We start from the raw sequence: 22,933 nt of genomic DNA on the forward strand, positions 1-22,933 counted from the left end.
GGCTAGTCGGCTACCGCCGGGCCCCGGTCCACACTTCGTCGTTTCGCGTCCGGCGCCTGGCCTCGGCGGCCTGATCCTTGACCCACATGTCTTCGAACCGCTGTCCCTCCGGCTCGCGGCGCAGCCGATTCATCGCCCGGCTCAGCCACTTCGGCGGGGTGGCCGGCTCGTACATCGGCAGCGCCGAGGCCAGGGAGTACAGCGTCTTCAACACCACGAACACCCCGAACATCCGGGCGGGGGAGTTGGTCACCGCGGCGGCGAATATGCCGAAGATCAGCGCGAGATGCACCACGCCGACCCGCCCGAAGCTCCGGTTGGCGGTCTGCTCGAGCAGCCCGAACGACCAGCGGCGCAGGTACGGCACATCCACCAGGAAATCGACCGCGACGATGACGAGCATCTGCAGGCAGCCGATGCCCGCGCTACGCCAGTCCAGGCCGACGAGCTCGGCGTTCCCGTTGTGCGTGAGGATCAGCAGGATCACGGCGATGAAGACGCCGTGCGCCGCGCAGAACACCGCGTTGATGAAGAAGAACCCCTTGATGAAAGAACCGGGCTTGCCCTGGGCCTCGATTGCTCCTCGCGTGCGCACCGGGCCCTTCGACTGCGGCGCTTCGTACCGGAAATGGCCGACCCGCGGATTCCACCGCTGCTGCAGGACGCCGCGGGCGTACATGAACAGCAGTCCGACGACGGTCTCGAACCAGTAGACGATCAACGTCGTCGCCGCGGACCACTCCTGCGTGAACCAACCGACCGCGGGAATCGCGTTGGCCGCGACGAGCGTCAACACATGGGCGAACTGATTCGCCCGGGGTTGTTCAGGCGCAGTGGGCGGCACGCGGCAATCGTCGCACCTGAACACCGGCGGTACTGCGCAACGCGGCGCGACGCTCGGTCGTCGCACCGCCTAGGCTGGCCCAATGATCGGAGTGACCCGGGACGGCAATGTCCTGACCCTGGAAATGCAGCGCCCCGAGCGGCGCAACGCGCTGAACGCCGCGCTCGTCGACGGCGTCCGCGAAGAAATCGAGAAGGCCTCGCCCTCGGATACCCGCGCGATCGTGCTGACCGGGCAGGGCACCGTGTTCAGCGCCGGCGCCGACCTGTCCGACGCCGAGGGCGTGGCCAAGGAACTGCCGGACAAGGCGCTGGCCCTGAACCTGGCGATCGACGCCAGCCCGATCCCGATCATCGCGGCACTCAACGGCCCCGCGATCGGCGCCGGCGTCATCCTGGCCATGATCTGCGACCTGCGGGTCGCCGCGCCGGGCGTGTTCTTCCAGTTCCCCATCGCCAAATACGGCCTGGCCCTCGACAACTGGAGCATCCGCCGGCTGACGTCCCTCGTCGGCCACGGCCGCGCCCGCGCCATGCTGCTCGCCGCCGAGCGTCTCGAGCTGGAGACCGCCCTGCAGACCGGCATGGTCAACCGCACCGGTTCGCTGGCCGACGCGCAGGCCTGGGCCGCCGAGATCGCCGGCTACGCGCCGCTGTCGCTGGCACACTCCAAGCGCGTGCTCAACGACGACGGTGCCTACGACACCGTCCGCGGCGAACACACCCGCATGTTCAACAAGGCCTGGGCCAGCCCGGACGTGATCGAGGCGCAGGTGGCCCGGTTCGAGAAGCGGGCGCCGAGGTTCCAGGGCGCCTGATGCTGCGACGGGCACTGCGGCTGATGTGGGGAACGGCGGCGCTGGTAGCCGGAGGCTGGGTGGTGCGGGCGCTCAATGGGGCGCCCGCCGCGCTCGGCGCCGGCCCCGTGGACATCAACGCGGTGGCGGCCAACTCGCCCAACTATCACGACGGGGTGTTCGTCAACCTCGAGCCGCCGTCCGGCACCGAGCTGAGCCGGGAGCAGCAGGCCGGGCTGGTGCGGGAACTGCTGACCAGCAGCGCCGTGCAGCGCCCGCCCATGCCCATCCCGCTGGTGGTCCCCGATCCCGGTCTCCCGGCCGGGGATCTCGCGGTCACGTGGTACGGGCATTCCTCGGCGCTGATCGAGATCGACGGCTACCGCGTGCTGGCCGACCCGGTCTGGAGCCGACGGTGCTCACCGTCGCGCCGGGTTGGTCCGCAGCGGCTCCATGAGGTGCCCGCGCCGCTTGAGGCGCTGCCGGCCGTCGACGCGGTGATCATCAGCCACGACCATTACGACCACCTCGACATCGACACCGTCACGCAGCTGGCCAGCATGCAGCGGGCCAAGTTCTTCGTGCCGCTCGGCATCGGCGCGCACCTGCGGTGGTGGGGCATCCCGGCCGAGCGCATCGTCGAACTCGACTGGAACCAGAGCGCCAAGCTCGGCGAGCTGACCCTCGTCTGCACCCCGGCCCGGCACTTCTCGGGACGCTTCCTGACCCGCAACACCACGCTGTGGGCGTCGTGGGCGTTGATCGGCCCGCAGCACCGGGCGTTCTTCGGCGGCGACACCGGCTACACCAAGAGCTTCGGAGACATCGGCGCCGACTACGGGCCGTTCGATCTGACCCTCATGCCCATCGGTGCGTACCACCCGGGCTGGCCGGACATCCACATGAACCCCGAGTTCGCGGTGCGGGCGCATCGCGATGTGACCGACAGCGGCCTGCTGGTGCCGATCCACTGGGCGACGTTCCGGCTGGCGCCGCACCCGTGGTCCGAGCCGGTCGAGCGCATGATCATCGCCGCGCGCGACGAATCGGTGGACGTGGCCGTGCCGATGCCGGGCCAACGGGTGGAGCCGGCCCGGCTGCCGGGCCTCGATGAGTGGTGGCGGCCGTCTCAATAGCGATTTGTGCACGATTTTCCGCGCCTGCCGCGGATTTTCGTGCACAAATCCCGACTTCGTGGGGGAATGAAGCGTGACTGTCGACGATCCGGAACGCAGCGTGACGACGGATCTCAGCGGTCTGTCGGATGCCGACGTCGCCCAGCGCGTCGCCGCCGGCCAGACCAACGACGTCCCGACGCGCGCGGCCCGCAGCGTCTCGGAGATCATCCGCGCCAACGTCTTCACCCGGATCAACGCGATTCTCGGGACGCTGTTCCTGATCGTGCTGGCGACGGGCTCGGTGATCAACGGGCTGTTCGGGCTGCTGATCGTCGCCAACAGCGCCATCGGCATCATCCAGGAGCTGCGGGCCAAGCAGACCCTCGACCGGTTGGCGATCGTCGGGCAGGCAAAACCGTTGGTGCGCAGGCAGTCCGGCACAGCGGAGCGCCCGGCCGGCGAGGTGGTGCTCGACGACGTCATCGAACTCGGTCCGGGTGATCAGATCGTGGTCGACGGAATCGTGCTGGAAGCCGCCAACCTCGAGGTCGACGAGTCACTGCTCACCGGCGAGGCCGACCCCATCGACAAGGGCACCGACGACACCGTCATGTCGGGCAGCTTCGTGGTCGCCGGGAGCGGTTCCTACCGTGCGACCAAAGTCGGCCGCGCGGCATACGCCGCCCAATTGGCCGCCGAGGCAAGCAAATTCACCCTGGTGAAGTCCGAGCTGCGCAGCGGCATCAACACCATCCTGCGGTTCATCACCTACCTGCTGTGGCCGGCCGGTGCGCTGATCATCTACACCCAGCTGTTCACCGTCACGGGCGTGGGCTGGAAGGAGTCCGTGCTGCGGACCGTCGGTGCCCTGGTGCCGATGGTGCCCGAAGGCCTGGTGCTGATGACGTCGCTGGCGTTCGCCGTCGGCGTGGTGCGGCTGGGCCGGCGGCAGTGCCTGGTGCAGGAGCTGCCGGCCATCGAAGGCCTGGCCCGCGTCGACGTGGTGTGCGCTGACAAGACCGGAACGCTGACCGAAAACGGTATGCGGGTAAGCGATCTGAGCACCTTCACGGCCTCGGACGGCACCGTCGCGGCTTCCGACGTCTTGGCGCAGATGGCGGCCGACGACGTCCGGCCCAACGCCAGCATGGCCGCCATCGCCGAGGCGTACAAACTGCCGCCGGGCTGGACCCAGACCGCGAACGCGCCGTTCAAATCGGCGACGAAATGGAGCGGGGTGTCCTACGGCGAGCACGGCAACTGGGTGCTCGGTGCGCCCGACGTCCTGCTCGCCGCCGGTTCACCCGAAGCTGAGCAGGCCGAACGGATCGGCGCGCAGGGCCTGCGGGTGCTGCTGCTCGGTTCCTCGGACCGGCCGGTCGACGCACCCGACGCGCCCGGAGAGGTGACGCCCGCTGCGCTGGTGACCCTCGAGCAGCGCGTCCGGCCCGATGCCGGGGAGACGCTGGAGTACTTTGCGCAGCAACATGTCTCGGTCAAGGTGATCTCCGGCGACAACGCGGTGTCGGTGGGTGCGGTGGCCGGATCGCTCGGACTGCACGGCGAGACACTCGACGCCCGTCACCTGCCGGACGATCCGGAGCAGCTGGCCGAAACCGTCAGCGAATACACCACTTTCGGCCGCGTGCGGCCGGACCAGAAGCGCGCCATGGTGCATGCCCTGCAGTCCCGTGGTCACACCGTCGCGATGACCGGCGACGGCGTCAACGATGTGCTGGCCCTCAAGGACGCCGACATCGGCGTCGCGATGGGGTCGGGCAGTTCCGCGACGCGGGCCGTCGCGCAGATCGTCTTGCTGGACAACAAGTTCGCCACCCTGCCCTATGTGGTGGGGGAGGGTCGCCGCGTCATCGGCAACATCGAGCGGGTCTCGAACCTGTTCCTCACCAAGACCGTGTACTCGGTGCTGCTCGCCGTGCTCGTGGGGCTGGCGGGCCTGTCCGCCCGGTTCTTCGGCACCGAGCCGGTGCTGTATCCGTTCCAGCCCATTCACGTCACCATCGCGGCGTGGTTCACCATCGGTATTCCGGCGTTCGTGCTGTCGCTGGCGCCGAACAATGAACGGGCACACCACGGTTTCGTGCGCCGGGTGATGACGGCCGCGCTGCCGTCGGGCCTGGTGGTGGGTGCCGCGACGTTCGTCTCGTACCTGCTGGCCTACCACGGGAAGTACGCGGACGAGGTCCAGCAGAACCAGGCGTCCACCGCCGCGCTGATCACGCTGCTGGTATCGGCGGTGTGGGTGCTGGCGGTGGTGGCACGGCCGTACCAGTGGTGGCGCGTCGCGCTGGTCGCGGCGTCGGCGTTGGCGTACGTGGTGATTTTTTCGATTCCCTGGGCGCAGCAACAGTTCATGCTCGATCCGTCGAACCTGGCGCTGACCTCGGCGGCCGTCGGAATCGGGCTGGTGGGCGCCGGTGCGATCGAGGTGCTGTGGTGGCTGCAGGGCCGCTGGCTGGGCGAGCCGCGACGGTTGTGGCGAACCGATGAGCAATGAAGAATGAGCACGTTCACCGGACAATCCGGCAATAGATAGGGTGGGAATCATGGGATTTCTGGACAAGGTGAAGGACCTGGCGGCGCAGAACGCCGACAAGGTCGAGGCCGCTATCGAGAAGGTCGGCGACATCGTCGACGAGAAGACCGAAGGCAAGTTCAAGGGCGTTGTCGACAGCGCTCAGGAGGCGGCGAAGAAGGCCGTCGCAGGGGACCAGCCTGCCGCTGAGGCTCCTGCCGAGGGGACGCAAGAACAGCAGTAGTCATGGCAAAGCTCGCAAGTTCCATCGAAGTACCGCTGTCGCCCGATAAGGCCTGGGAGGCAGCGTCGGACCTCTCCCGGTATGACGACTGGCTCTCCATCCACCGGATGTGGCGCAGCCCGTTGCCCGAGACCTTGGGGAAGGGCACGCAGATCTCGTCCGTCGTCGAGGTCAAGGGCATGCTGAACCGGGTCGACTGGACCATCGTGCACTACAACCCGCCGGGATCGTTGACCCTCAACGGTGTCGGCAAGGGTGGGGTCCGGGTCAAGCTGATGGCCAAGATCACGCCGGCCGAAGCGGGTTCGAACGTGGCGTTCGACATCCACCTCGGCGGTCCGGCTCTGTTCGGTCCCATCGGCATGGTGGTGGCGGCCGCTCTGCGGTCCGACATCCACCACTCGCTGGAGAAGTTCAAAGCGCTGTTCGCATCGGTGTAGACCCCGTCCAGCGCGCGGAGAAGGTGGCGAGAATTTTTCGGATTCTCGCCACTTTCTTCATGTTGAGGCCGCCGCGATGAGTTTTCTGCGGAGTGCTTGTCTGTATCGGTGACCACCCCGTCACTCGTCTAGGGAGAACATCATGGCCACTCGTACTGCAACCCCGCTGGGCGCGCCCGTCTGGATCGACCTCGCCACCTCGGATGTGGCCGGCGCCCAGGCGTTCTACCGCACGGTGCTGGGTTGGGACTACGAAAATCCGGGGCCCGATTACGGCGGCTACATCAACGCCCGGCGCGACGGCCGCTACGTCGGCGGCATGATGGCGAGCGACCCGGCGTGGAACGCGCCCGACGCCTGGACCGTGTACCTGCACACCGCTGACATCCAGGCCACCATCGACGCCGCTGTCGCCGCCGGTGCCACCAACTGCATCCCGGCCATGGAGGTGCCCGAAAAGGGCTGGATGGCCATGCTGACCGACCCGACGGGCGCCTTCTTCGGGCTGTGGCAGCCGACCGGACACCAGGGCTTCGAGGCCTACGAGGAGCCCGGCGCCCCGGTGTGGTTCCAGCTCACCACGACCGACTTCGCCAAGGCCACCGAGTTCTACACGACGGTGTTCGGCTGGCAGCTGCAGGTCGAGGCCGACAGCCCCGAATTCCGCTACAGCAACGCCATCTTCGACGGCGAGCCGCTGATCGGCGTGATGGACGGCTCCGTCATTCCCGGCTTCGACCGTTCCACGTGGAACGTCTTCCTCGGCAGCGACGACGTCGACAAGACCATCGAACTGATCACCGCCAACGGCGGCTCCGTCGTGCGCGCCGCCGAGGACACCCCGTACGGCCGGCTGGCGGCGGTCACCGATCCGACGGGCGCCGCGTTCAACCTGTCGTCGATAAAGGGCTGACGCCGAGCGTGAAGTAGATGGCGAGGATGCTCGCCATCTACTTCACGTCGGTCGCTGCTCGATCTCGGACCCGCTCAGCGACTCCTGGCAGTGGTCGCAGGCCAGCTCGGCGTGGAATTCGTTGGCGCACCGCCAGTGGGTGACGAGCACTGCCGGGCCCTCGGGCGTGGCGAACCAGCGCTGCGCCCAGTCGAGAGCGGTGACGATGATGGGCAGCACCGCACGGCCCTTCTCGGTGAGGCGGTATCGCCCGTCGTTGACCGCCAGCACGTCGTTGGCCACCAGGATCTGCAGCCGGTCGGTCAGTGATCCCGGTGGGGCGCCGAGTTGGTCGGCGAAATCGGTGAATCGGGTGGTTCCCACGAATGCGGCCACCATGATCGCGAACGACCACCGATTGCCGAGGATGCTCATGGTCTGCGGGAACAGCTCGGCCTGGCCGCCGCGGTCGCCGTGGGAGCGCCGCCGGGTCGCGGACACCGGCATGGAGCGGGGCCACGATCCGCTCGGACCCCATTGCGCGACAAGGCTCTTCTCGTCGGCGAGGCTGCCGCAGGCACGGCAGGTCAGTGCGGGGCAGAAGGTGTGCCCGCAGAGTGTGTGCCGCATGGCGGGCAGGCTGTGTTCGGGCACCCACCGGCTTTCCCACGCCCAGATCGATACCAGCACCGGCCACAGCGACCGGCCGCGTCCCGTGAGCCGGTACTCGTGTCGGGGCGGATTCGACTGGTATTCAACACGGTTCAGCAGCCGGGCGTCGGTCATCATGGCGAGCCGCCGGCTGAGCACCGCATGGGAGATCGGCAGGCGCGCAGCGAACTCGGCGTACCGGGTGGCGCCCAGCGCGGCCTGCTGTGCGATCAGCAGGGTCCACTCGTCGCCGAGCAGGCCGAGCATCCGGCCGACGGCGTTGACATCCGGGCCGGGCGCCATCAGTCGCGCCAGCGCCGCAGCTCCGAGCCGGCGGCCCAGGTCGAATGCGTGCCGCTCGATACCCTTTCGGGCAGTTGGAGTTTGCACACCGGGCCGTCGGCGACCCGCGCGGCGTCGAATACCAGGCAATAGGACTCGTCGGCGTTCATGTCGGTGGTGATGGTGACCAGGTAGCCGTCGTCCTCGCCGGTACTGCCGACACGCGGTGCCATGGCCGTCTCGCTGCCGAACACCCCGTCTTCGAACGCGAACCGCTGTTCGGATCCCGTGTGCAGATCGTGCCGGACCAGACCGTCGAACAGGAACCAGCCGGGTTTTCCCGTCGCGGCGTAGACGTAGCGGTAGTCGCGGCCGGCGTTGGCGGCGTTGATCATGCCGAATTCGGTGATGCTGTCGGACAATTGCTCTTCGCGAGTCTGTCCGGTGGTGAGGTTGAACCGCCAGCGATGGAGCCGGGTCTGCATCCCGTCGAGCGACAGGCCGCGAAAGATGTGCTGCCACTTGCGATCCATGCCGTTGTCGCTGCCCGCGCTCGGGGCGGGCTCGCCCTGGAAGAACCCGTCGAGCACGATTTCGTCACCGTCCTCGTAGGCATTGGTGAAGTGCAGGACATAGGTGCTGTCCGCCTCGAACCACCGCACGTCGTCGGGTGTGCCGCGCCGGGGCAGGACCGCGAACCGCGACGGGACATCGCGGTGCAGGCGTGGGATGTGCGCGTTCTGTTTGAGCAGTTCGGCATCCAGAACAACGGGAAGTCGTTGAGGATCACGAAGTTATCGGTGAACGCCATGTCGTGCGGCAGTCGCGGTCCGGGCAGTTCGACGTCGACGTAGTGCACCAGCGTGTTGGTGGCGTCGACAACTCCGTAGTGCAGGTACGGCGTCTGCTTGCCGTAGTTGAAGAAGAGCAGTTCGCCGGTACGGTCGTCGGACTTCGGGTGCGCGGATACCCCGAGGCCGGTGGGGAAGCTGCCGCGCCAGTCCTCCTTGCCGAGGTTGTCGCCGGTGTACGGGTCGATGCGATACAGGTCGCCACACTGATAGAAGCTGGTGAGTGCCATACCACGGTGCACCGTCACGTCGGTGCTCGAGGCATCCTTCATGAAGGTGCGGGCGCCCCAACCGTGGTCCCGCTGGGCCAACTCGACCGGCTCGGCGATGCCCGGCCACAGCGGACCACCCGCCTCGATCTCGGCGAGCAGTCCATCGGTGCGGACGAACCTGTTGCGGTAGAAGGCTTTTCCATCCCGGAAGCCCACGATGTGCAGCATCCCGTCGCCGTCGAACGGATGGTAGAACTTGAACGCCGGATGCAACGGGTTCTCGGTGTTGCGCAGGTATACGCCGTCCAGGTCGGCGGGAATCTCGCCGGCAACGGCCTCCAGATCGTCGGCGTCCCACTCCGTTGTCTGCGGGCGCCAGGCTCCGGTGCGGTACGGGTGGTCGTCGTCTTCCGGCAGGGTGGACAGGTACTTGGCGACGACGTCGGTGTTCATGAAGCCTCCTGGGCCGACCCGATGACAAAGCTGACGGTGGTGGCGGTGCTGCCACCGAAGTTCAAGGTGCCGAACGTCTTCGCACCCTCGACCTGATAGTCGCCCGCAGTGCCGCTGACCTGTTTGGCGGCGTCGAGCAGCATCCGGACCCCGGAGGCGCCGACCGGATGTCCGCCGCCGATCAGGCCGCCGCTGGGATTGACCGGCAGCCGGCCACCGATCTCGATTTCGCCGTTCTCGATGGCTTTCCACGATTCGCCCGGGCCCGTCAGGCCCAGGTGGTCGATAGCCAGATACTCACTGGGCGTGAAGCAGTCGTGCACCTCGACGCCATCGAGGTCGTCGAGGCCGACCCGTGCCCGTTCGAAGGCATCGAGGACGGCGCGGCGCACGTGCGGTAGGACGTACGGGTCGTCGGCGGCGTGGGTGAGCTTCTGCTGCAACTCCAGTCCGACGGTGCGGTGGCCCCAGCCGGCGATGCGGGCGATGGGCCGGACCGTGGGGTGATTGCGCCGGAAGTTGTCGTTCACGAGGACGACGGCGGCGCCGCCGTCGGTCATCTGGCTGCAGTCCAGCCGCCGGATGCGGCCTTCGACAGGCGGATTGGATGCCGGATCGACGGACCAGGACCGTGTCTGGGCGTTCGGGTTGCGCTTGGCGTTGGCGTAGTTCAGGGCGGAGATGGCGTCGAGATGGCGGTCGTCGAGGCCGTAACGGCGGTCGTATTCGTCGGCGACGAGGCTGAACATGTACGGCCACATGAATTGTGCGTCCGTGCCCTCGTGGCCGGCCCATGCCGCGGCGCCGAGATGCTGTGCGGCGGTGTCGCCGGGCACCGTCTTCTCCAGTTCGACGCCGAGAACGAGCGCGCTGTCATAGGTGCCGGAGCGCAGATCGGCCATGGCGGCGAGGGTCGCCACGCCGCCCGACGCGCACGCGGCCTCGTGCCGGGTGGCCGGGGTCTCCCAGAACTCCTCGTCGATGGTCGCGGGCATCGCGCCGAGGTGACCTTGTGCGGTGAACATCTCGCCGAAGGCGTTCGCGACGTGGATGACCCCGATATCCGCGGCCCGCACCTCGGCAACGGTCAAGGTTTCGCGGACCACCTCCGCGGTCAGGCCGGCGAAGTCCACACCTTCTCGGTGCAGGTTACGGGCGAAATCACTCTGGTAGCCGCCCAGGATCCAGACGTCCATTCCGGGCACGCTACTACAACTAAGAGAGTGACTGAACCCTCCGGCGAAACGGGCCGAAAAAGTTCGGAAAAACTGTCCCGATCCGGCCCGCCCGGTGCTCCTACCTACATGAACATCCACTGGCGGCACCAGCACCCCGCGACTATCACCGATGGGCCGACCTACGAGATCGTCGACCAGCTCCACGATCGCCACGCTGTCGGCGTCACCGCGGACCGTGTCGCGGCGACGGTGGCGGGCTGGCTCGCCGAACTGGGTGTGCAGAGCCCGTTGACCGACGAACTCGCCCGCGCGACGCAGCGCGGTGACTGGCCCACCACCCACACCATCTGCGACCAGCTGTCCATCGACCTGATGATCGCGGCCTGACGATGGCGCTACGGCGTCCGCTGGCCGGTCAGCAGCGTCTCGATCAGTTCGCGGTACGGGCCGACCAGATACGCGGTGTCGCCGGCGCACAGCTGGGCGTCGCGCCGCGGTCGCTGCAGCGTGGTGCCCGCCCGCGCGATGGCGATGACCCGGATCTGCGTCGGCACTTCGCCCATCCGCATGCCGTCGAGCGCGCTGCCCGCGTCGACGTGGACGCCGCCCACCGTGAACGACTGCTGGCCCACCGAGAAGGTGCCCAGCACCTGTAGCCCCATCGCCGCGCCGACGAACCACGGGGCCGCCAGCTCGACCGTCGACCGGACGTGTGCGAAGCCGAAGCGCCCCGCCACCGCCGCGCCGAGGGTGCGGTCGTAGATGCGCAACACCAGCGGGACGTCGGGCCGGTCGATCTCCGGCAGCACCCGGGGACTGAGCATCTCGCGCAGCACGATGCCGGTCTCGATGTTGACCATGTCGTCCTGCGTCAGCACCGCGACGGCGCGCGCCCGGTCCAGCCGGGCCAGCTCCAGCGTCTGCCGCAGGGTGGCGTCGCCGAAGATCACCGGGACGTCCAGTTGGGCGGCCTGCGCCAGGAACCGGTTGGACTCGTCACGTTCGATGACGGCGACGTCGTAGCCGGCCGCGGCCAGGTCGCTGACCACCCGGATACCGAACGAGCCGAGGCCCACCACGACGATGTGGTTGCGCAGATGCTGCACCCGCCGGCGCCCGGACGAGTTGCCGAGCCGACGGGACAACAGCGCGTCGGCGACGAACGCGACCAGGATCGCGGTCGTGGTGACGCCGGCGAACATGAGCCCGATGCCCCACAGCCGCAACCAGGTTGGTTGATGCATGAAGCTGAAGTCGCCGTAGCCGACCGTCGCGATGGTCTCGGTGGAGAAGTACAGCGCATCGATCCAGCTCATGCCGGCCGGGTTGTGATACGCGAAGCGCAGCAACACCGTCGACCCGAGCAGCAGCGACATCGACGTGCCGAGGGCCCACCAGAAGATGGGGTTGATGTCGTCGCGCATGACGCGCAGCGTGTCGACCACGCGCCGCGGCCATGGGCGGTGGGTTCGGTTGCTCAACGGGCGCGGCACGGTGATGCCGGCGTCGGCGAGTTCGTCGGCGGTGCCGATCATGGCGGTCCAGTCGCCGGCGCGCACCTCGAAATCCCTACCGGGACAGGGTGTCACCTCGCCGGGTGAGTCCGAGTTCTCACCGCGGACGACGGCGACGGGCGCCAGGTCGCCGAATATCTCCCGCAGCGTGGCGTCGCGCGGGGCGTCGGTGCCGGAGATGACGTAGTCCACGCCGGCCACCGAGATGGTGTGGGTGGTGCGGGCCAGGCAGGCCTCCACGACCGACGGTGCGGCCAGGTCGGCGACGTCGAGCACCGCGCCCGGACCGTTGTCCTGCGCCACCGCGGCGCGCAGCACGCTGTTGGCCAGCCGCGTCACCACCCGGACGGTGGGGTTGAGTTCCCTTGCCAGCAGCGCTATTTCGAGGTTGACGGCATCGTCGTCACCGGCGCAGACGATCGCGGCGGCGCTGGTGACGATGGCCGCCTTGAGGCCGGCGGGTTCGTGGATCGTCACGACGGTGGCGCCCGCCGTCTGCAACCCCTCTGTGATCCGGTTGGCCAGCGCGTCGGTGCCGCAGACAATGACGTGCCCGTGCATGTGCCCTACTGACCAACCAGCGCGAAGTCTGCGAAGTCGAAGCCGGGCACCACGACACAGCTCACCAGGGTGGGTTCATCGTCACGGGGACGGGCCCGCTGCCAGTGCCCCGGCGGAACCAGCGCCTGCGGCCGTTCGCCCGCCGCGACGTCCGCGCCGAGCAGCACGGTATCCGCGGTCGCCTGCTCCGGCCCGACCTCCAGCAGCAGCGGGCTGCCGCGGTGGAACAGCCACAGTTCGGCGCTGTGCACGGTGTGCCAGGCGGACTGCTGGCCGGGCATCAGCAGGAACAGAATCGCGGTCCCGGCGCTGCGCGGACCGGAATACTGCGCGGGCAGCGCGGATTGGGGGACGGTCAGGTCGCTGCGCCAGGTCTCGCGGTACCAGCCACCTTCCGGATGCGGCGACAGGTCGAGCTGCCGCGCCCAATCGGGGAGATCGGTCATGGCACTTGAGGCTACGGCTGATCAGCTGTGTCGGCCTGCCGGATGGTCGATACGCTCATGTCATGGAACGGTTGCGGCCCGCCTGGATCGTCGCGCTGTGCGCGTTGGTGCTGTTGGTCAGTGCCTGGTTGCCGTGGCTGCAGAGCCCGGCGGGGCATGCGAACGCCATCGGCGGCAAGGTCGGGCACATCACTGTTCCGCCACCGGGTTTCGGTGTCGGGCAGCTGATGGTGCTGCTGTCCTCGTGCCTGCTCGTGGCGGCCACGATGGCCGCGCGCCGGCTGTCTTCGCGCGTCGCTTCCGTTGTGGCCCTGGTGCTTTCGGCCGGGCTGACGGCGCTCGGAGTCTGGTATCACGTGCTGTACGTGCACAGCCCGGTGGTCGCGTCGTACGGGCTGTACGTCGGTCTGGTGTCGGCGGCGCTGGCGATCGTGCTGTCGGTGCTGGCCTCCGTCGTCGCCTGGCGGTCGTGATGGGATTCGTCGAACCCGTAGTGCTGACGGGGCAGCGGTGGGTGACGCTGGAACCGCTCACGACCGATCACATCCCCGAGATCGCCGAGGTGGCCGCCGATGGGGACCCGGGCCGGTTGTGGTTCACCTCCGCGCCCTCGCCGGCGACGGCAGGGGAGTGGGTGCGGGCCCGGCTGGCGGTGCAGCGCCCGGATACCGGGCTGACGTTCGTTGTGCGCGCGCTCGACGGCCGGCTCATCGGGTCGTCCAGCTACCTCAATGTGGACGGTCCGAACCGGCGCCTGGAGATCGGCGCCACCTGGTATGTCGAGTCTGTTCGGCGGACCGGGGTGAACACCGAAGCCAAGCTCCTGCTGCTCTGGCACGCTTTTGAAGCGCTCGACTGTATAGCAGTGGAGCTGCGAACTCACTTCTTCAACTCGGCGAGTCGCGCGGCGATTGAGCGGCTCGGAGCCAAGCTCGACGGGGTGTTGCGCTCGCACCAGTTGCTCAGTGACGGCTCCCGCCGTGACACCGTGGTGTATTCGATCCTCGATGTCGAATGGCCCGCAGTGCGCAACAACCTGCAATTCCGCCTGAACCGGTAACTTCCCCCGACCCCGTGATCAGCATCTCTTGAGCAAAACTTGACAGTTTGCCAAGCTATGTTTTTGAATTCGTGTCTAATCGTGACCGAATTGTGATTTGATCCAAGCATCGGTTCGTTCGCTTGATCGGGGGGACGGATGTACGCAATGAGCTTCAAGTCGTATGCGGGTGTCATGCTCGCGGCCGCGTTGATCGCCGGCGCGGGGGTCGCGGCTGCGCCCCCGAGCAACGCCGATTCGGCGTCGTACGTCGACCCCATGTCCTACGGTCAGCAGACCGGTCAGCCAGCCGGCCAGCAGTACGCCGGCCCCGCCCGGACCATGGGTGCGATCCAGGCCTCCAACTCTGGCTGGCCGGGTCAGTGCACCTGGGGTGCACTGCAGAAGGCCTTCGAGAATGTGGGCTATTACCCGGACATTCACGGCAACGCCAGGGTCTGGGCCGACTCCGCGCGCTCCCGTGGCTGGACGGTCGTGGATGAGCCGCAGGCCCGGTCCATCGCGGTATACCCGGCCGAACTGCCCGGAGTGAGCCAGTACGGCCACGTGGCGTGGGTGAACTCGGTGTCCGGCCGCTGGATCAACATCACCGAGATGAACAACGAGTCCCACGGCGGGCCGTTCGCCTGGTGGACGCGCGACACCCAGCACATCCCGGGGATGAGCTACATCCTCATTCCCTGAGCGCCGCTACGGCCGCGCTTCGAAGACGAGGTTGAACGGCGTCTCGGTAGCGCGCCGGAATCGCGTGAAGCCGCTCTTGTCGACGACGACGTCGCGCAGCCTGGCCTCGCCGGCCTGCGCGCCGAGCGCCGGTCCGTTCCGGGCGAGTGACACCGGTACACAGATCTGCGATGAGGCGCCGTACATCATGCGGCCGATCGGATTCATGTTGTCCTGCACCTGATCCCCGGCGAACGGCTCGACGATCATCGCCATGCCGTCGTCGTTGAGTGCGGCCCGGGTGTGCCGCATGGCGCCGACCGGATCGCCCATGTCGTGCAGGCAGTCGAAGAACGCGATCAGGTCAAAACCGTTGTCCGCGTAGCTCGTTGCATCGGCGACTTCGAAGCGCGCGTTCGGCACTCCGGCTTCCTCGGCGTGTTCGGCGGCGACATGTATCGATTGCGGGTGGTAGTCGTAGCCGATGAAGGTCGAGTTCGGGTAGGTCTTCGCCATCAGGATGGTGCTGACGCCGTGGCCGCAGCCGACGTCGGCCACCTTGGCTCCGGACTCGAGGCGTCCGATTGCGCCGTCGAGCGCCGGGAGCCAGGAGCCGACGAGTTCGGCGTTGTAGCCGGCGCGGAAGAACCGCTCGGTGCCGGTGAACAGGCACGGATGGTGTTCACCCCATTCGAGGCCGCCGCCGGTCCGGAAGTTCTCGGTCGTGCGGTCGAGGACGTGGAACACCGCTTCGACGATGTTGTAGGCGCCCGGGATGTCGACCGGTCCGTTCGGGTCGGCCAGGCACGCGGCTTGTTCCGGGCTCATCGACCACGTGATGCTGTCCGGATCGAACTGGACGTAGCCGCCGGCGGCCTGGTTGGCGAGCCACTCGCGGACGTACCGCTCCACGGTGCCGGTCTTCTCCGCCAGCTGCGTGGCCGTGAGCGGCCCGGCTGCCAGGGCCTTGTAGAGCCCGAGGCGGTCCCCGATCAGGACCAGGCTGGCACTGATCGCGGCTCCCATGTCGCCGATCGCCTTGCCGAGAAATTCGTTGAGCTTGTCTTCATCCACAGTCATTGTCTGGACCTCCAGAAATGTGGTTGCCAGCTTGACTGTACGACTGCGGAAATTCCTGGACAATGCGTAGTTTTTCGACGGTCGAATGCGTGCTGTGGCAATTGGCGTGGCGGCGACGTGCACGTCGGATTCGGGGCATCTCCGACCGATCCGCGGCGCCGAATGTTATTGATCAAGGGTGTTCGTTTCGTTCGGTGTCCAGGTTCGCCAGTGACTCATCAGATGTGGATCGTCGTCGGCATCCTGGCCGGCGCCATCGGCCTGTTCGTATCGGGACGTCCGCGCGCCGACATCGTCGGGGTGCTCGTCGTCGTTGCATTGATGAGTACGGGAGTGCTGACCCCGGCCGAGGCGCTGGCCGGCTTCGGCTCGCCGGTGGTGATTCTGTTGGCCGGCATATTCATCGTCAGCGCGGGCCTGGTCAACACCGGGATCACGCAGCGGCTCGGTGAGTTCGTCGTCAAGGTCGGTGGCCGCAGCGAAGCTCGGCTCGTCGCGCTGATCATGGTCCTGTCGGCCGGTATCGGGTCGGTCATGAACTCGTCGGCGATCGTCTCGATGCTCATCCCCGTGGTGCTCACCGTCACGGCCGCAACAGGTTTGAACCGCAAACGCATGCTGATGCCGCTGTGTGTGGCCGTCATGATCAGCGGCATGATGACGTCGATCGCATCGTCGCCGAACATCATCATCGAGGGCATCCTCAGTCAGCGCGGCATCACGCCGACGCTCGGCTTCTTCGGCTTCACGCCGTTCGGTGTCGTCACGCTCGCGGTGAGCGTCGTGTTCATGCTCGTGATCGGGCGTAACCTCTTGAGCCGCAACCGGACCGGTGCGGCCGATGCGCAGGAACCCTCCACCTTCGACGTCATCGCGTCGTACGGGCTGCGGCCCCGCTGGCACCTGCTGCACGTATCCGCGGATTCACCACTGGTCGGGCAATCGGTTGCGGCGCAACGCCAACCGCTGCGCGACCGCTACGGCCTCGATCTTCTCGGTTTCGAGAAGCACGCCCACGGCCCGGCTCAGTACCTGTCGGCGCGGCCGGAAACCGTGTTCGAGGCCGGCGATCTGGTCTTCACGCTGGTCGATGAACAGCAGACCGCTGCGGTGGCGGCCGACCTGCGCTGTCAGGTGACGGGTCCGCGCGCCGAAGACGAGCGCCGCGAAGTGCTGCAGAACGTCGGGGTGGCCGAGGTGATGCTCGCGCCCGAGTCGAAGTCGATTGGCATGACGCTCGGCGACCTCGATCTGGCCGCCGCCCACAACGTGACCGTCCTGGCCGTCCGGCACCGCGGGCAGAACTTCACCGAGGACCTGCCCGGCCGCACCCTCGACTTCGGTGACGCGATGTTGGTGGGCGGCAACTGGGATGACATCGAGCGGCTCAGCGACACCCGTCGCAATTTCATCCTGTTGAACCTGCCCGCCGAGTATCAGCAGCGGTTGGTGGCGCCGGGCCGGGCGCGCGTCGCCGTGGTCATCCTCATCGCGATGGTCACGTGCATGGCGTTCGGCTGGCTGCCCAGTGCTGACGCGGCGCTGCTCGGGGCGCTGGCCATGGTCGGGGCGGGTTGCGTTCGCGTCGACAGCATCTACCGGTCGATCAGCTGGAACACCCTGGTCCTGATCGCCGGGATGTTGCCGTTGGCCACGGCGCTGGCCAAGACCGGGACGACGACGCTGATCGCCCGTCACCTGGTCGACACGCTGGGCGACCTGGGTCCGACCGGCATGCTCGCGGTGGTGTTCCTGGTGACCGCGGTGGTCGCGCTGTTCATCTCGAACTCCGCGACCGCCGTGCTCATCGCGCCCGTGGCCATCGAAGCGGCGCAGGCATTGCACGTCTCGCCGCAGGGATTCGCGATGACGGTCGCCATCGCCTGCTCCGCCGCGTTCGTGACGCCGGTATCGTCGCCGACCAACATGCTGGTGATGGAGCCCGGCGGCTACCGGTTCTCGGACTACGCGAAAGTCGGCGTGCCGCTGCTGGCGCTGACGATGGTGATCACGGTGGTTATGGCCCGGCTGATCTACCTGCCGGGTTAGCGTCCTACGTCGAGCGTGGGGGCTGACGAGGCGACACGCGAGACGGAATCTCGGCAAGCCACAATCAGGACATCAAAGATCACATGATGCTCTACGTCGGCGGTGGTCCTGAATCACTCCTGTCTGTACCCGCTCGCGGTGGCTGTCATCTGGGTGATTGAGTGTTTAACAAGCTGTCTTTCAACAGGCCGCGAAGGTGGTTGACCGAGCGGATTTTGTCAGCTCACGGCCTGCAATGGTTCGCAGGCACAACCAACGCGGCCGTTGGTGCCACTACGGCTGAGAACATGAAACGCCTTGGATACAAGACGGTTATGGCCGCAATCCTGTATCAGCAGGCTACGGACAACAGCGGCCAAGAGATTGGCCGCTGATCTATCGGCACATACGTGGCCGAATTGAATAAGTCGGCATGAATCAGGACGGATGTCACTTGCGCCAGGTCGTGAGGCTGACCGTGCAATAATTCGCCGCTATGAGCGTCTTGCTAGCCGCCGCAGAACGTTTTCGAGCGGAGGTGGTCGAGCTAACGATGGTTGTTCCTACAGTGGTTGGGTACGCGGCAGTCATTCGAGCAGGCCGGGCTGCCGACGACACGTATATGGCGACTGCAGGGCAACCGATCGTCGCACAGGCAAAGCAGCGAGTACGTGAAATTGAGCGCGTTCTGCCTGCGTTGGAGCAGATGCTCGAATCGGAACAGACCGAGGACAAATCCTGGCTGTACCGACGCTACGACCAATTGACTGAGGACAAGAAACACCTGCTAGAACGGGCTGACCAACTGCAAAGCGCGCACCGCGCGTCAGCGATCCGAAGTCGGCAATGGTCGGACCTCATGCTCCTTTTGATGGTCTTAGGGGTCGTCGGGAGCATCTCACTGGCGGTGGCGCACATGTTCATCGCCGCACCGCTAATCCTAGGAATCAGCCCTGCAGCCTATTTGGCGTATTGGCGGCTGGCGAGGGCCTCGAAAGATGCTGGCGACATGGCTCACGCAGAAAGAATGCGCCAGGTCGAATACGACGGGAAACAACTAGAACTGGAAGCGAAGCGTCAAGAGATTGCCGAGAAGCGAGAAGCGGGTCAGCTTGAACTCCAGCGCAAGCGGGTAGAGCTAGAAAGCAAGCAGCTAGAGCTAGCGGAGAAGTTGCGCCAGTAGTGTCGCCGATGGATGCATGACAATCAATCAGGACGCTTCGACTCTATGGGTAGCTAAAAGGCAGGTACATGAGTGCTCGTGGTGTTTGTCTAGCTCAGGACGTTACCCCCGCAGGTTTTATATCCGCCGTACTAGTCTCCTGCCATGGTGGCACGCTGTTCGCGAGCTACCTGTCTGGCGTCCTCTCCGGTGACGTGCCGAGCTGGCCTGGCCGGGTAAATTTTTTTGCACTCGCGATCCGGTCCGGTCGCTCTGCGGCCGGCTGAGCCGGTCGGAATCGCCATAGCTGTTCGGACGCACTCTGCCGTATCCCGGATCGATCCCCGCCACCGGGACGGTTGCACCGCTGACAACTAGCCAGCCCCCTTGGGTCGGCGGGACCAGGATCGCAGATTACAACGCCAATCAAACTTAGATAGGTGGTACTACGGAGGATTCGCTGAATGCTCCAGTGCGGCGGCTAACGATTAAGCTCAGACAAGAACTGCTGAGCGAGAGATAGCCAACCCGCGAGCGGTACGTGATCGTCGATGACACTCACCGCGAACTCCACGTCATTGGGATCGTCGCGTTCCCAATCGTGCTGGCGCGGACGCAGAGTGAGCGCGCCGCCATTCCAACCTTGCCAACAGAACGCGTAGGTGCGCTTCTTTTCGTCAGCCCGTGTCATTACCCAGACAGCATCGGTGCCCTTACTGAGGTCGGTGTTCACTTGGGGATACCTGCTCTTGTGCGGCCAGTCGCGCCACGCGTTTTCGAAAGCTAGGTCGATTCGCAATTTGTCGAACGCGAGGGTGTCACACCCAGACATGTACAACCCGAAGGCCATTCCTTCGGAAACAGCGTTTCGTTGCTGAGTGGAGCTCAGTCGCATGGTGCTGGATCGTAGAAGTCTTGATAGCGGATGTACAGCAGACTCACACATTGGGTTCCTGTATGGCTGTGGCGGGAACCGTAGTCTGCTCCAATGTCGACGGCGACCGAGGCGGATCAACAATCCCACGCAGCAATCAAATCCACGTTCGAGCGACTCATTGCATGGCGGGATCGGCTTGCTGATCGCGCATTTGTGCCTGCACCCTGTAGCGCACTTGCCGCCGACGACATTGATTGGCCGTGGATGCCTGCCTCACATCTCGTCTGGACGGGTCTTGCCTGCGCGACAGACCACCTCAACAGCGTCCGAAGCCACCTTGAGTCGACGGAGCTATTTCCCTTCTCGTCACTCACCTTGAGTCGCAGCGCACTCCTTGGAGCCGCCCAGGCCGTTTGGATTCTCTCACCGACTGACTCTGCAACACGAGTCAAGCGCGCCAGAATCGTCGCGGCGTACATCTACAAACACCGCATCAGATACCTCGAAGGCTTAGAAAAGCTGAAGCAGTACGACCCGGCGGGAACATCACAGCAGTTGACTCACGATCGCGTGCGGTTGGCTGACCTTGAGGCGAAGCGCCTTGCCGATGGACAGAATGAAATCCTCAATGCCACCAACATGATCGACTCCGCTACGAAAGCTGTGTTTGTCGGGCGGGAGACCCTGCATCAAGAAGCTCTGCTCGCCTGGCAGGCAGGGTCGGGTGCCGCGCACGGTCAGCTCTGGCCTCATTTCAACACGGGGGCGATGAAGCAGACTGAAGCCGGCGACGGCACGGGAATGGCCTCCTTCACCGTCGGCGGGACATTCAGCGTCATGGCCAGCCCATATCTCGCAGCGTTCGAGCTGGCCAAACGCGGCTGGAGCCTACTCGATTACCGGGGTTCCAAACGCTGAAAAGCACTGGTATCACGGCATTCCGTCGAGCAGGTGGCACGGTCACCGCAGTCCTTGCCGGCCATCTGCTATTGGAATCCGTTGTGGTTGTTCGCCTTTACGGTTATCGGCCCGTGATAGTTGGTTTGGCTTCGACGGTGTCGCCGACGGTAGCGCATTCATGGCTGCGTTCCTCGAGCCCTTCTACTTCTGCGGGCCTCTGCCTTACCAGCGGTGTTCGGCATAGCCGAGACGGGCACCAGGAACACCGGCAATCAGCCTGCCGGCGCATCGGACGCTCACCAGGGCGGTAAGGTGCGCTTGGGGCTGTTGTCTCCAGGTAGGCGTCTTGGGCGTCTAGAACCGCCGACAGCGTGTCATCTCGCAAGTTGGGCCATTGGGTCGCACATGTCCAGAATGAAGCGAAAAGACGCCTTCATCGAGCATCTGGGGTCATTGGGACGCTTGCCACGCTGGTACGCATCTGCGAACGCCCGCTTGAAAAGCTCCTGTTTCTTCTCTGGACCGTTGAGCCAGTCCATGTGGACGGCCTGGCGCTCTTTCATGTCTTGAATGCCCTTGGGGTCGACATCGGGCAAACGGTCGCAGATGCCGAGCATGCCATAGAGAGCGTCATAGGTCAGCAGACACGGGTTATCCGGCCTCTGACCGTGTTCGACGGCATCAGCTAGCGCCAGCTCGAAATACGCCTCTTAGTCCTCGTGCGCGGGCACGGGCTCTGGACCCGTGTACTGCATACGGCCATTTTACCGGCCTGACCTGCTAAAACGGCGTTGGTTACTCAATCGCCGGGCCAACTTGCTGAATCGTTCTCCCGAGAACAAAACCGCAGCTCAGCAGGGTGTCGATAGCGGTTCGCCGAGCACATTTGCACCGGTCAGCGATATTCGTGGCTCCACGGGCACACACCGGGCAGTCTTGCGGCGGTCGCGTATCAGTCCTGGCCGAACGCGCAGGTCAGGGTGCGTTCGGAGAGTGCTTTTTTTATGACTCTTCCGACAGTGCTAGCAGAACAGCCAACTTCGGCTGCAATCGTTCGGTTCGACTTGCCGTCTCGATGTAGGGCCATGATTGATTGATCGCGGACCGCCGCATCGGGTTTTGCTTTGGGCTTGATCTTTAAGTCTGGGGGCGCGGGTATTGCGATCCTGATTCGCCTTGCGTCTGGATCGAATGGAGCCTCATTCTCCCGCAAGATGTCCAAGATGACCGATAGCTTGTGCATTCTTGAAAGTCCGGCGTGATCGTTGGGCCGCGGACTATCGGTGTCGTTGTAGTGACTTGCGTTTATGCCGATGAGAAAGGATCGGCGGTAGTTGTTATAGGTCAGTTGACCGCGATATCCGGGTCTGCCTGCAATGGCCGGGAACTGCATATCTATCGGCGGAAGTCCGCGCTGTGCGACGTAAACTGGGCTTCCGGAGTTTCCGTTTGTAGAAAACGCATCGAACAACACTTGATGGTGGCTATCGGTGTTAGTCGGCTCGCCTTTTCCGTACCGATAATCGGTTTGGGGGTCACTCGCTATTACGCCAGAGCGCAGGACTGGTCGTATTTGTAGCCGGTCGTACCAAGTTGGATAGCCGGGAAAAGTGACGAACTCTCCTGGTTCTAGCTGGGGCCACAATTTCTCGCATTGCATGAGGTAGTCCCAATCGTGTGCATGGTTGAACATCAATGTATCGGTGTCGGCGTTCGCCACAAATTCTTCTACGTCTGCGTACAGTGATCCCTCAATACTTATTGGCGAGTCTTTTGTGCCAACGATTGGAACCACGGCGACATCAATAAGCGGGTCTGAATGGTAGAGCGGCTTCGGGTCGGTGATTATGTGTTCGAGCCGTAATTGCTTGCTCTGCCACCACTGTACTTTTATGGATTTTATCGTTGTGCCTTTGTAACTCGGTTTGTGGAACGGCGCGTCTGTTAAGTGCCGATTGGTGACCAGCCCTATGCGGTTGTCGGGTGTTGGGAACTCCACAAGGAAGCCCGTTCCAGTCAGCGGCTTGCATTCGTGCTCGATGTCTGGGTAGTGATGAGTCATCGTCAGTCTGCAGGCGCTATACAGCTGCTTCACGCCAAAGCCGGTATCCATGTTTGGAGTGTAGGACGAAGGTGGGCATTCAG

At 65.3% G+C, this 22,933-nt stretch carries 22 protein-coding genes and 1 pseudogene; 13 read left to right on the top strand and 10 right to left on the bottom strand.

Features of this window, described 5'->3' with window-relative positions; genetic code table 11:
• Window positions 1-10: 10 nt before the first annotated feature.
• Entirely contained in the window at window positions 11-844 is an 834-nt protein-coding gene (locus tag BR47_RS0127020; protein WP_029121391.1) for a DUF6498-containing protein, read from the bottom strand.
• 82 nt (window positions 845-926) lie between these two features.
• Between BR47_RS0127020 and BR47_RS0127025 the strand changes: the two genes are divergently transcribed.
• The 6 genes from BR47_RS0127025 (at window position 927) to BR47_RS0127050 (ending at window position 6,891) form a co-directional block, all read left to right on the top strand.
• A complete protein-coding gene (locus BR47_RS0127025) occupies window positions 927-1,661 on the top strand; it encodes an enoyl-CoA hydratase (protein ID WP_020098935.1) in 735 nt (244 codons plus the stop codon).
• Window positions 1,661-2,776, top strand: coding sequence for an MBL fold metallo-hydrolase (locus BR47_RS0127030; protein ID WP_020098936.1), 1,116 nt, complete (start codon window positions 1,661-1,663; stop codon window positions 2,774-2,776). Before BR47_RS0127025 ends, BR47_RS0127030 begins: the two co-directional genes overlap by 1 nt.
• Before the next feature lie 100 nt (window positions 2,777-2,876).
• On the top strand, window positions 2,877-5,276 hold the full coding sequence (locus BR47_RS0127035) for an HAD-IC family P-type ATPase (protein ID WP_029121392.1): 2,400 nt from the start codon (window positions 2,877-2,879) through the stop codon (window positions 5,274-5,276).
• Between the two features lie 49 nt (window positions 5,277-5,325).
• Window positions 5,326-5,538 carry an antitoxin gene (locus BR47_RS0127040; protein WP_020098938.1) on the top strand — a complete coding sequence of 71 codons (213 nt, stop codon included), beginning with the start codon at window positions 5,326-5,328 and terminating at the stop codon, window positions 5,536-5,538.
• A 2-nt stretch (window positions 5,539-5,540) separates the two neighbouring features.
• Window positions 5,541-5,978 carry a type II toxin-antitoxin system Rv0910 family toxin gene (locus BR47_RS0127045; protein ID WP_020098939.1) on the top strand — a complete coding sequence of 146 codons (438 nt, stop codon included), beginning with the start codon at window positions 5,541-5,543 and terminating at the stop codon, window positions 5,976-5,978.
• Window positions 5,979-6,120: 142 nt separating this feature from the next.
• Window positions 6,121-6,891, top strand: coding sequence for a VOC family protein (locus BR47_RS0127050; RefSeq protein WP_020098940.1), 771 nt, complete (start codon window positions 6,121-6,123; stop codon window positions 6,889-6,891).
• A gap of 42 nt (window positions 6,892-6,933) precedes the next feature.
• Here the strand turns inward: BR47_RS0127050 and BR47_RS0127055 are convergent, their stop codons facing one another.
• The 3 genes and pseudogenes from BR47_RS0127055 to BR47_RS0127065 all read right to left on the bottom strand — a co-directional run bounded on the left by BR47_RS0127055 (window position 6,934) and on the right by BR47_RS0127065 (window position 10,515).
• Entirely contained in the window at window positions 6,934-7,824 is an 891-nt protein-coding gene (locus tag BR47_RS0127055; RefSeq protein WP_029121393.1) for a winged helix-turn-helix transcriptional regulator, read from the bottom strand.
• Window positions 7,824-9,319: pseudogene (locus tag BR47_RS31615) on the bottom strand (carotenoid oxygenase family protein). Before BR47_RS31615 ends, BR47_RS0127055 begins: the two are co-directional and overlap by 1 nt.
• Complete coding sequence (locus BR47_RS0127065) at window positions 9,316-10,515, bottom strand: acetyl-CoA acetyltransferase (RefSeq protein ID WP_029121394.1); 1,200 nt, start codon at window positions 10,513-10,515, stop codon at window positions 9,316-9,318. The pseudogene BR47_RS31615 and the gene BR47_RS0127065 overlap by 4 nt, the downstream one beginning before the upstream one ends.
• A gap of 108 nt (window positions 10,516-10,623) precedes the next feature.
• Here BR47_RS0127065 and BR47_RS0127070 point away from each other — a divergent pair, with 108 nt between their 5' ends.
• The gene (locus tag BR47_RS0127070; protein WP_029121395.1) at window positions 10,624-10,884 is read left to right on the top strand and encodes an Rv2628 protein family; all 261 of its coding nucleotides are present in this window, start codon (window positions 10,624-10,626) and stop codon (window positions 10,882-10,884) included.
• Between the two features lie 8 nt (window positions 10,885-10,892).
• Here BR47_RS0127070 and BR47_RS0127075 read toward each other — a convergent pair whose 3' ends face one another.
• Together BR47_RS0127075 and BR47_RS0127080 are read right to left on the bottom strand one after the other, a co-directional pair.
• Complete coding sequence (locus BR47_RS0127075; protein ID WP_029121396.1) at window positions 10,893-12,572, bottom strand: NAD-binding protein; 1,680 nt, start codon at window positions 12,570-12,572, stop codon at window positions 10,893-10,895.
• Between the two features lie 5 nt (window positions 12,573-12,577).
• Complete coding sequence (locus BR47_RS0127080) at window positions 12,578-13,018, bottom strand: cupin domain-containing protein (RefSeq protein WP_029121397.1); 441 nt, start codon at window positions 13,016-13,018, stop codon at window positions 12,578-12,580.
• A 62-nt stretch (window positions 13,019-13,080) separates the two neighbouring features.
• Here BR47_RS0127080 and BR47_RS0127085 point away from each other — a divergent pair, with 62 nt between their 5' ends.
• From BR47_RS0127085 to BR47_RS31620, 3 genes are all read left to right on the top strand, one after another.
• Complete coding sequence (locus BR47_RS0127085; RefSeq protein ID WP_029121398.1) at window positions 13,081-13,491, top strand: hypothetical protein; 411 nt, start codon at window positions 13,081-13,083, stop codon at window positions 13,489-13,491.
• Window positions 13,488-14,078 carry a GNAT family N-acetyltransferase gene (locus tag BR47_RS0127090; protein WP_029104658.1) on the top strand — a complete coding sequence of 197 codons (591 nt, stop codon included), beginning with the start codon at window positions 13,488-13,490 and terminating at the stop codon, window positions 14,076-14,078. The genes BR47_RS0127085 and BR47_RS0127090 overlap by 4 nt, the downstream gene beginning before the upstream one ends.
• A 147-nt stretch (window positions 14,079-14,225) precedes the next feature.
• Complete coding sequence (locus tag BR47_RS31620) at window positions 14,226-14,762, top strand: CHAP domain-containing protein (RefSeq protein WP_051635043.1); 537 nt, start codon at window positions 14,226-14,228, stop codon at window positions 14,760-14,762.
• Between the two features lie 6 nt (window positions 14,763-14,768).
• Here the strand turns inward: BR47_RS31620 and BR47_RS0127100 are convergent, their stop codons facing one another.
• The gene (locus BR47_RS0127100) at window positions 14,769-15,821 is read right to left on the bottom strand and encodes a class I SAM-dependent methyltransferase (RefSeq protein WP_029121399.1); all 1,053 of its coding nucleotides are present in this window, start codon (window positions 15,819-15,821) and stop codon (window positions 14,769-14,771) included.
• Between the two features lie 210 nt (window positions 15,822-16,031).
• Here BR47_RS0127100 and BR47_RS0127105 point away from each other — a divergent pair, with 210 nt between their 5' ends.
• Together BR47_RS0127105 and BR47_RS0127110 are read left to right on the top strand one after the other, a co-directional pair.
• Window positions 16,032-17,870: an SLC13 family permease gene (locus tag BR47_RS0127105; protein ID WP_029121400.1), complete on the top strand. Its 1,839-nt coding sequence runs from the start codon at window positions 16,032-16,034 to the stop codon at window positions 17,868-17,870.
• A 475-nt stretch (window positions 17,871-18,345) separates the two neighbouring features.
• Window positions 18,346-19,032: a hypothetical protein gene (locus BR47_RS0127110; RefSeq protein WP_029121401.1), complete on the top strand. Its 687-nt coding sequence runs from the start codon at window positions 18,346-18,348 to the stop codon at window positions 19,030-19,032.
• A gap of 460 nt (window positions 19,033-19,492) precedes the next feature.
• Here BR47_RS0127110 and BR47_RS0127115 read toward each other — a convergent pair whose 3' ends face one another.
• Complete coding sequence (locus tag BR47_RS0127115; RefSeq protein WP_141772192.1) at window positions 19,493-19,906, bottom strand: hypothetical protein; 414 nt, start codon at window positions 19,904-19,906, stop codon at window positions 19,493-19,495.
• Between the two features lie 93 nt (window positions 19,907-19,999).
• Here BR47_RS0127115 and BR47_RS31625 point away from each other — a divergent pair, with 93 nt between their 5' ends.
• Window positions 20,000-20,806, top strand: a complete 807-nt coding sequence (locus BR47_RS31625; RefSeq protein WP_141772193.1) for a hypothetical protein — start codon at window positions 20,000-20,002, stop codon at window positions 20,804-20,806.
• Window positions 20,807-21,162: 356 nt separating this feature from the next.
• Here the strand turns inward: BR47_RS31625 and BR47_RS0127125 are convergent, their stop codons facing one another.
• The gene (locus tag BR47_RS0127125) at window positions 21,163-21,405 is read right to left on the bottom strand and encodes a hypothetical protein (RefSeq protein ID WP_029121403.1); all 243 of its coding nucleotides are present in this window, start codon (window positions 21,403-21,405) and stop codon (window positions 21,163-21,165) included.
• Between the two features lie 335 nt (window positions 21,406-21,740).
• On the bottom strand, window positions 21,741-22,901 hold the full coding sequence (locus tag BR47_RS32855; protein ID WP_081831417.1) for a helix-turn-helix domain-containing protein: 1,161 nt from the start codon (window positions 22,899-22,901) through the stop codon (window positions 21,741-21,743).
• Between the last annotated feature and the right edge of the window lie 32 nt (window positions 22,902-22,933).

It is taken from the genome of Mycobacterium sp. UNC410CL29Cvi84 (genome assembly GCF_000686745.1).
GTDB lineage: Bacteria > Actinomycetota > Actinomycetes > Mycobacteriales > Mycobacteriaceae > Mycobacterium > Mycobacterium mucogenicum_B.

Excerpts from the sequence above, each read along its gene's own strand:
- BR47_RS0127080 (WP_029121397.1), bottom strand. The coding sequence starts at position 13,018 with ATGACCGATCTCCCCGATTGGGCGCGGCAGCTCGACCTGTCGCCGCAT.
- BR47_RS0127110 (WP_029121401.1), top strand. The coding sequence starts at position 18,346 with ATGAGCGTCTTGCTAGCCGCCGCAGAACGTTTTCGAGCGGAGGTGGTC.
- BR47_RS0127065 (WP_029121394.1), bottom strand. The coding sequence starts at position 10,515 with ATGGACGTCTGGATCCTGGGCGGCTACCAGAGTGATTTCGCCCGTAAC.
- BR47_RS0127085 (WP_029121398.1), top strand. The coding sequence starts at position 13,081 with ATGGAACGGTTGCGGCCCGCCTGGATCGTCGCGCTGTGCGCGTTGGTG.
- BR47_RS0127025 (WP_020098935.1), top strand. The coding sequence starts at position 927 with ATGATCGGAGTGACCCGGGACGGCAATGTCCTGACCCTGGAAATGCAG.
- BR47_RS0127055 (WP_029121393.1), bottom strand. The coding sequence starts at position 7,824 with ATGGCGCCCGGCCCGGATGTCAACGCCGTCGGCCGGATGCTCGGCCTG.
- BR47_RS0127115 (WP_141772192.1), bottom strand. The coding sequence starts at position 19,906 with ATGCGACTGAGCTCCACTCAGCAACGAAACGCTGTTTCCGAAGGAATG.
- BR47_RS32855 (WP_081831417.1), bottom strand. The coding sequence starts at position 22,901 with ATGGATACCGGCTTTGGCGTGAAGCAGCTGTATAGCGCCTGCAGACTG.
- BR47_RS0127040 (WP_020098938.1), top strand. The coding sequence starts at position 5,326 with ATGGGATTTCTGGACAAGGTGAAGGACCTGGCGGCGCAGAACGCCGAC.
- BR47_RS0127030 (WP_020098936.1), top strand. The coding sequence starts at position 1,661 with ATGCTGCGACGGGCACTGCGGCTGATGTGGGGAACGGCGGCGCTGGTA.
- BR47_RS0127045 (WP_020098939.1), top strand. The coding sequence starts at position 5,541 with ATGGCAAAGCTCGCAAGTTCCATCGAAGTACCGCTGTCGCCCGATAAG.
- BR47_RS0127100 (WP_029121399.1), bottom strand. The coding sequence starts at position 15,821 with ATGACTGTGGATGAAGACAAGCTCAACGAATTTCTCGGCAAGGCGATC.
- BR47_RS31620 (WP_051635043.1), top strand. The coding sequence starts at position 14,226 with ATGAGCTTCAAGTCGTATGCGGGTGTCATGCTCGCGGCCGCGTTGATC.
- BR47_RS0127070 (WP_029121395.1), top strand. The coding sequence starts at position 10,624 with ATGAACATCCACTGGCGGCACCAGCACCCCGCGACTATCACCGATGGG.
- BR47_RS0127075 (WP_029121396.1), bottom strand. The coding sequence starts at position 12,572 with ATGCACGGGCACGTCATTGTCTGCGGCACCGACGCGCTGGCCAACCGG.
- BR47_RS0127050 (WP_020098940.1), top strand. The coding sequence starts at position 6,121 with ATGGCCACTCGTACTGCAACCCCGCTGGGCGCGCCCGTCTGGATCGAC.
- BR47_RS31625 (WP_141772193.1), top strand. The coding sequence starts at position 20,000 with ATGTCGACGGCGACCGAGGCGGATCAACAATCCCACGCAGCAATCAAA.
- BR47_RS0127125 (WP_029121403.1), bottom strand. The coding sequence starts at position 21,405 with ATGCTCGGCATCTGCGACCGTTTGCCCGATGTCGACCCCAAGGGCATT.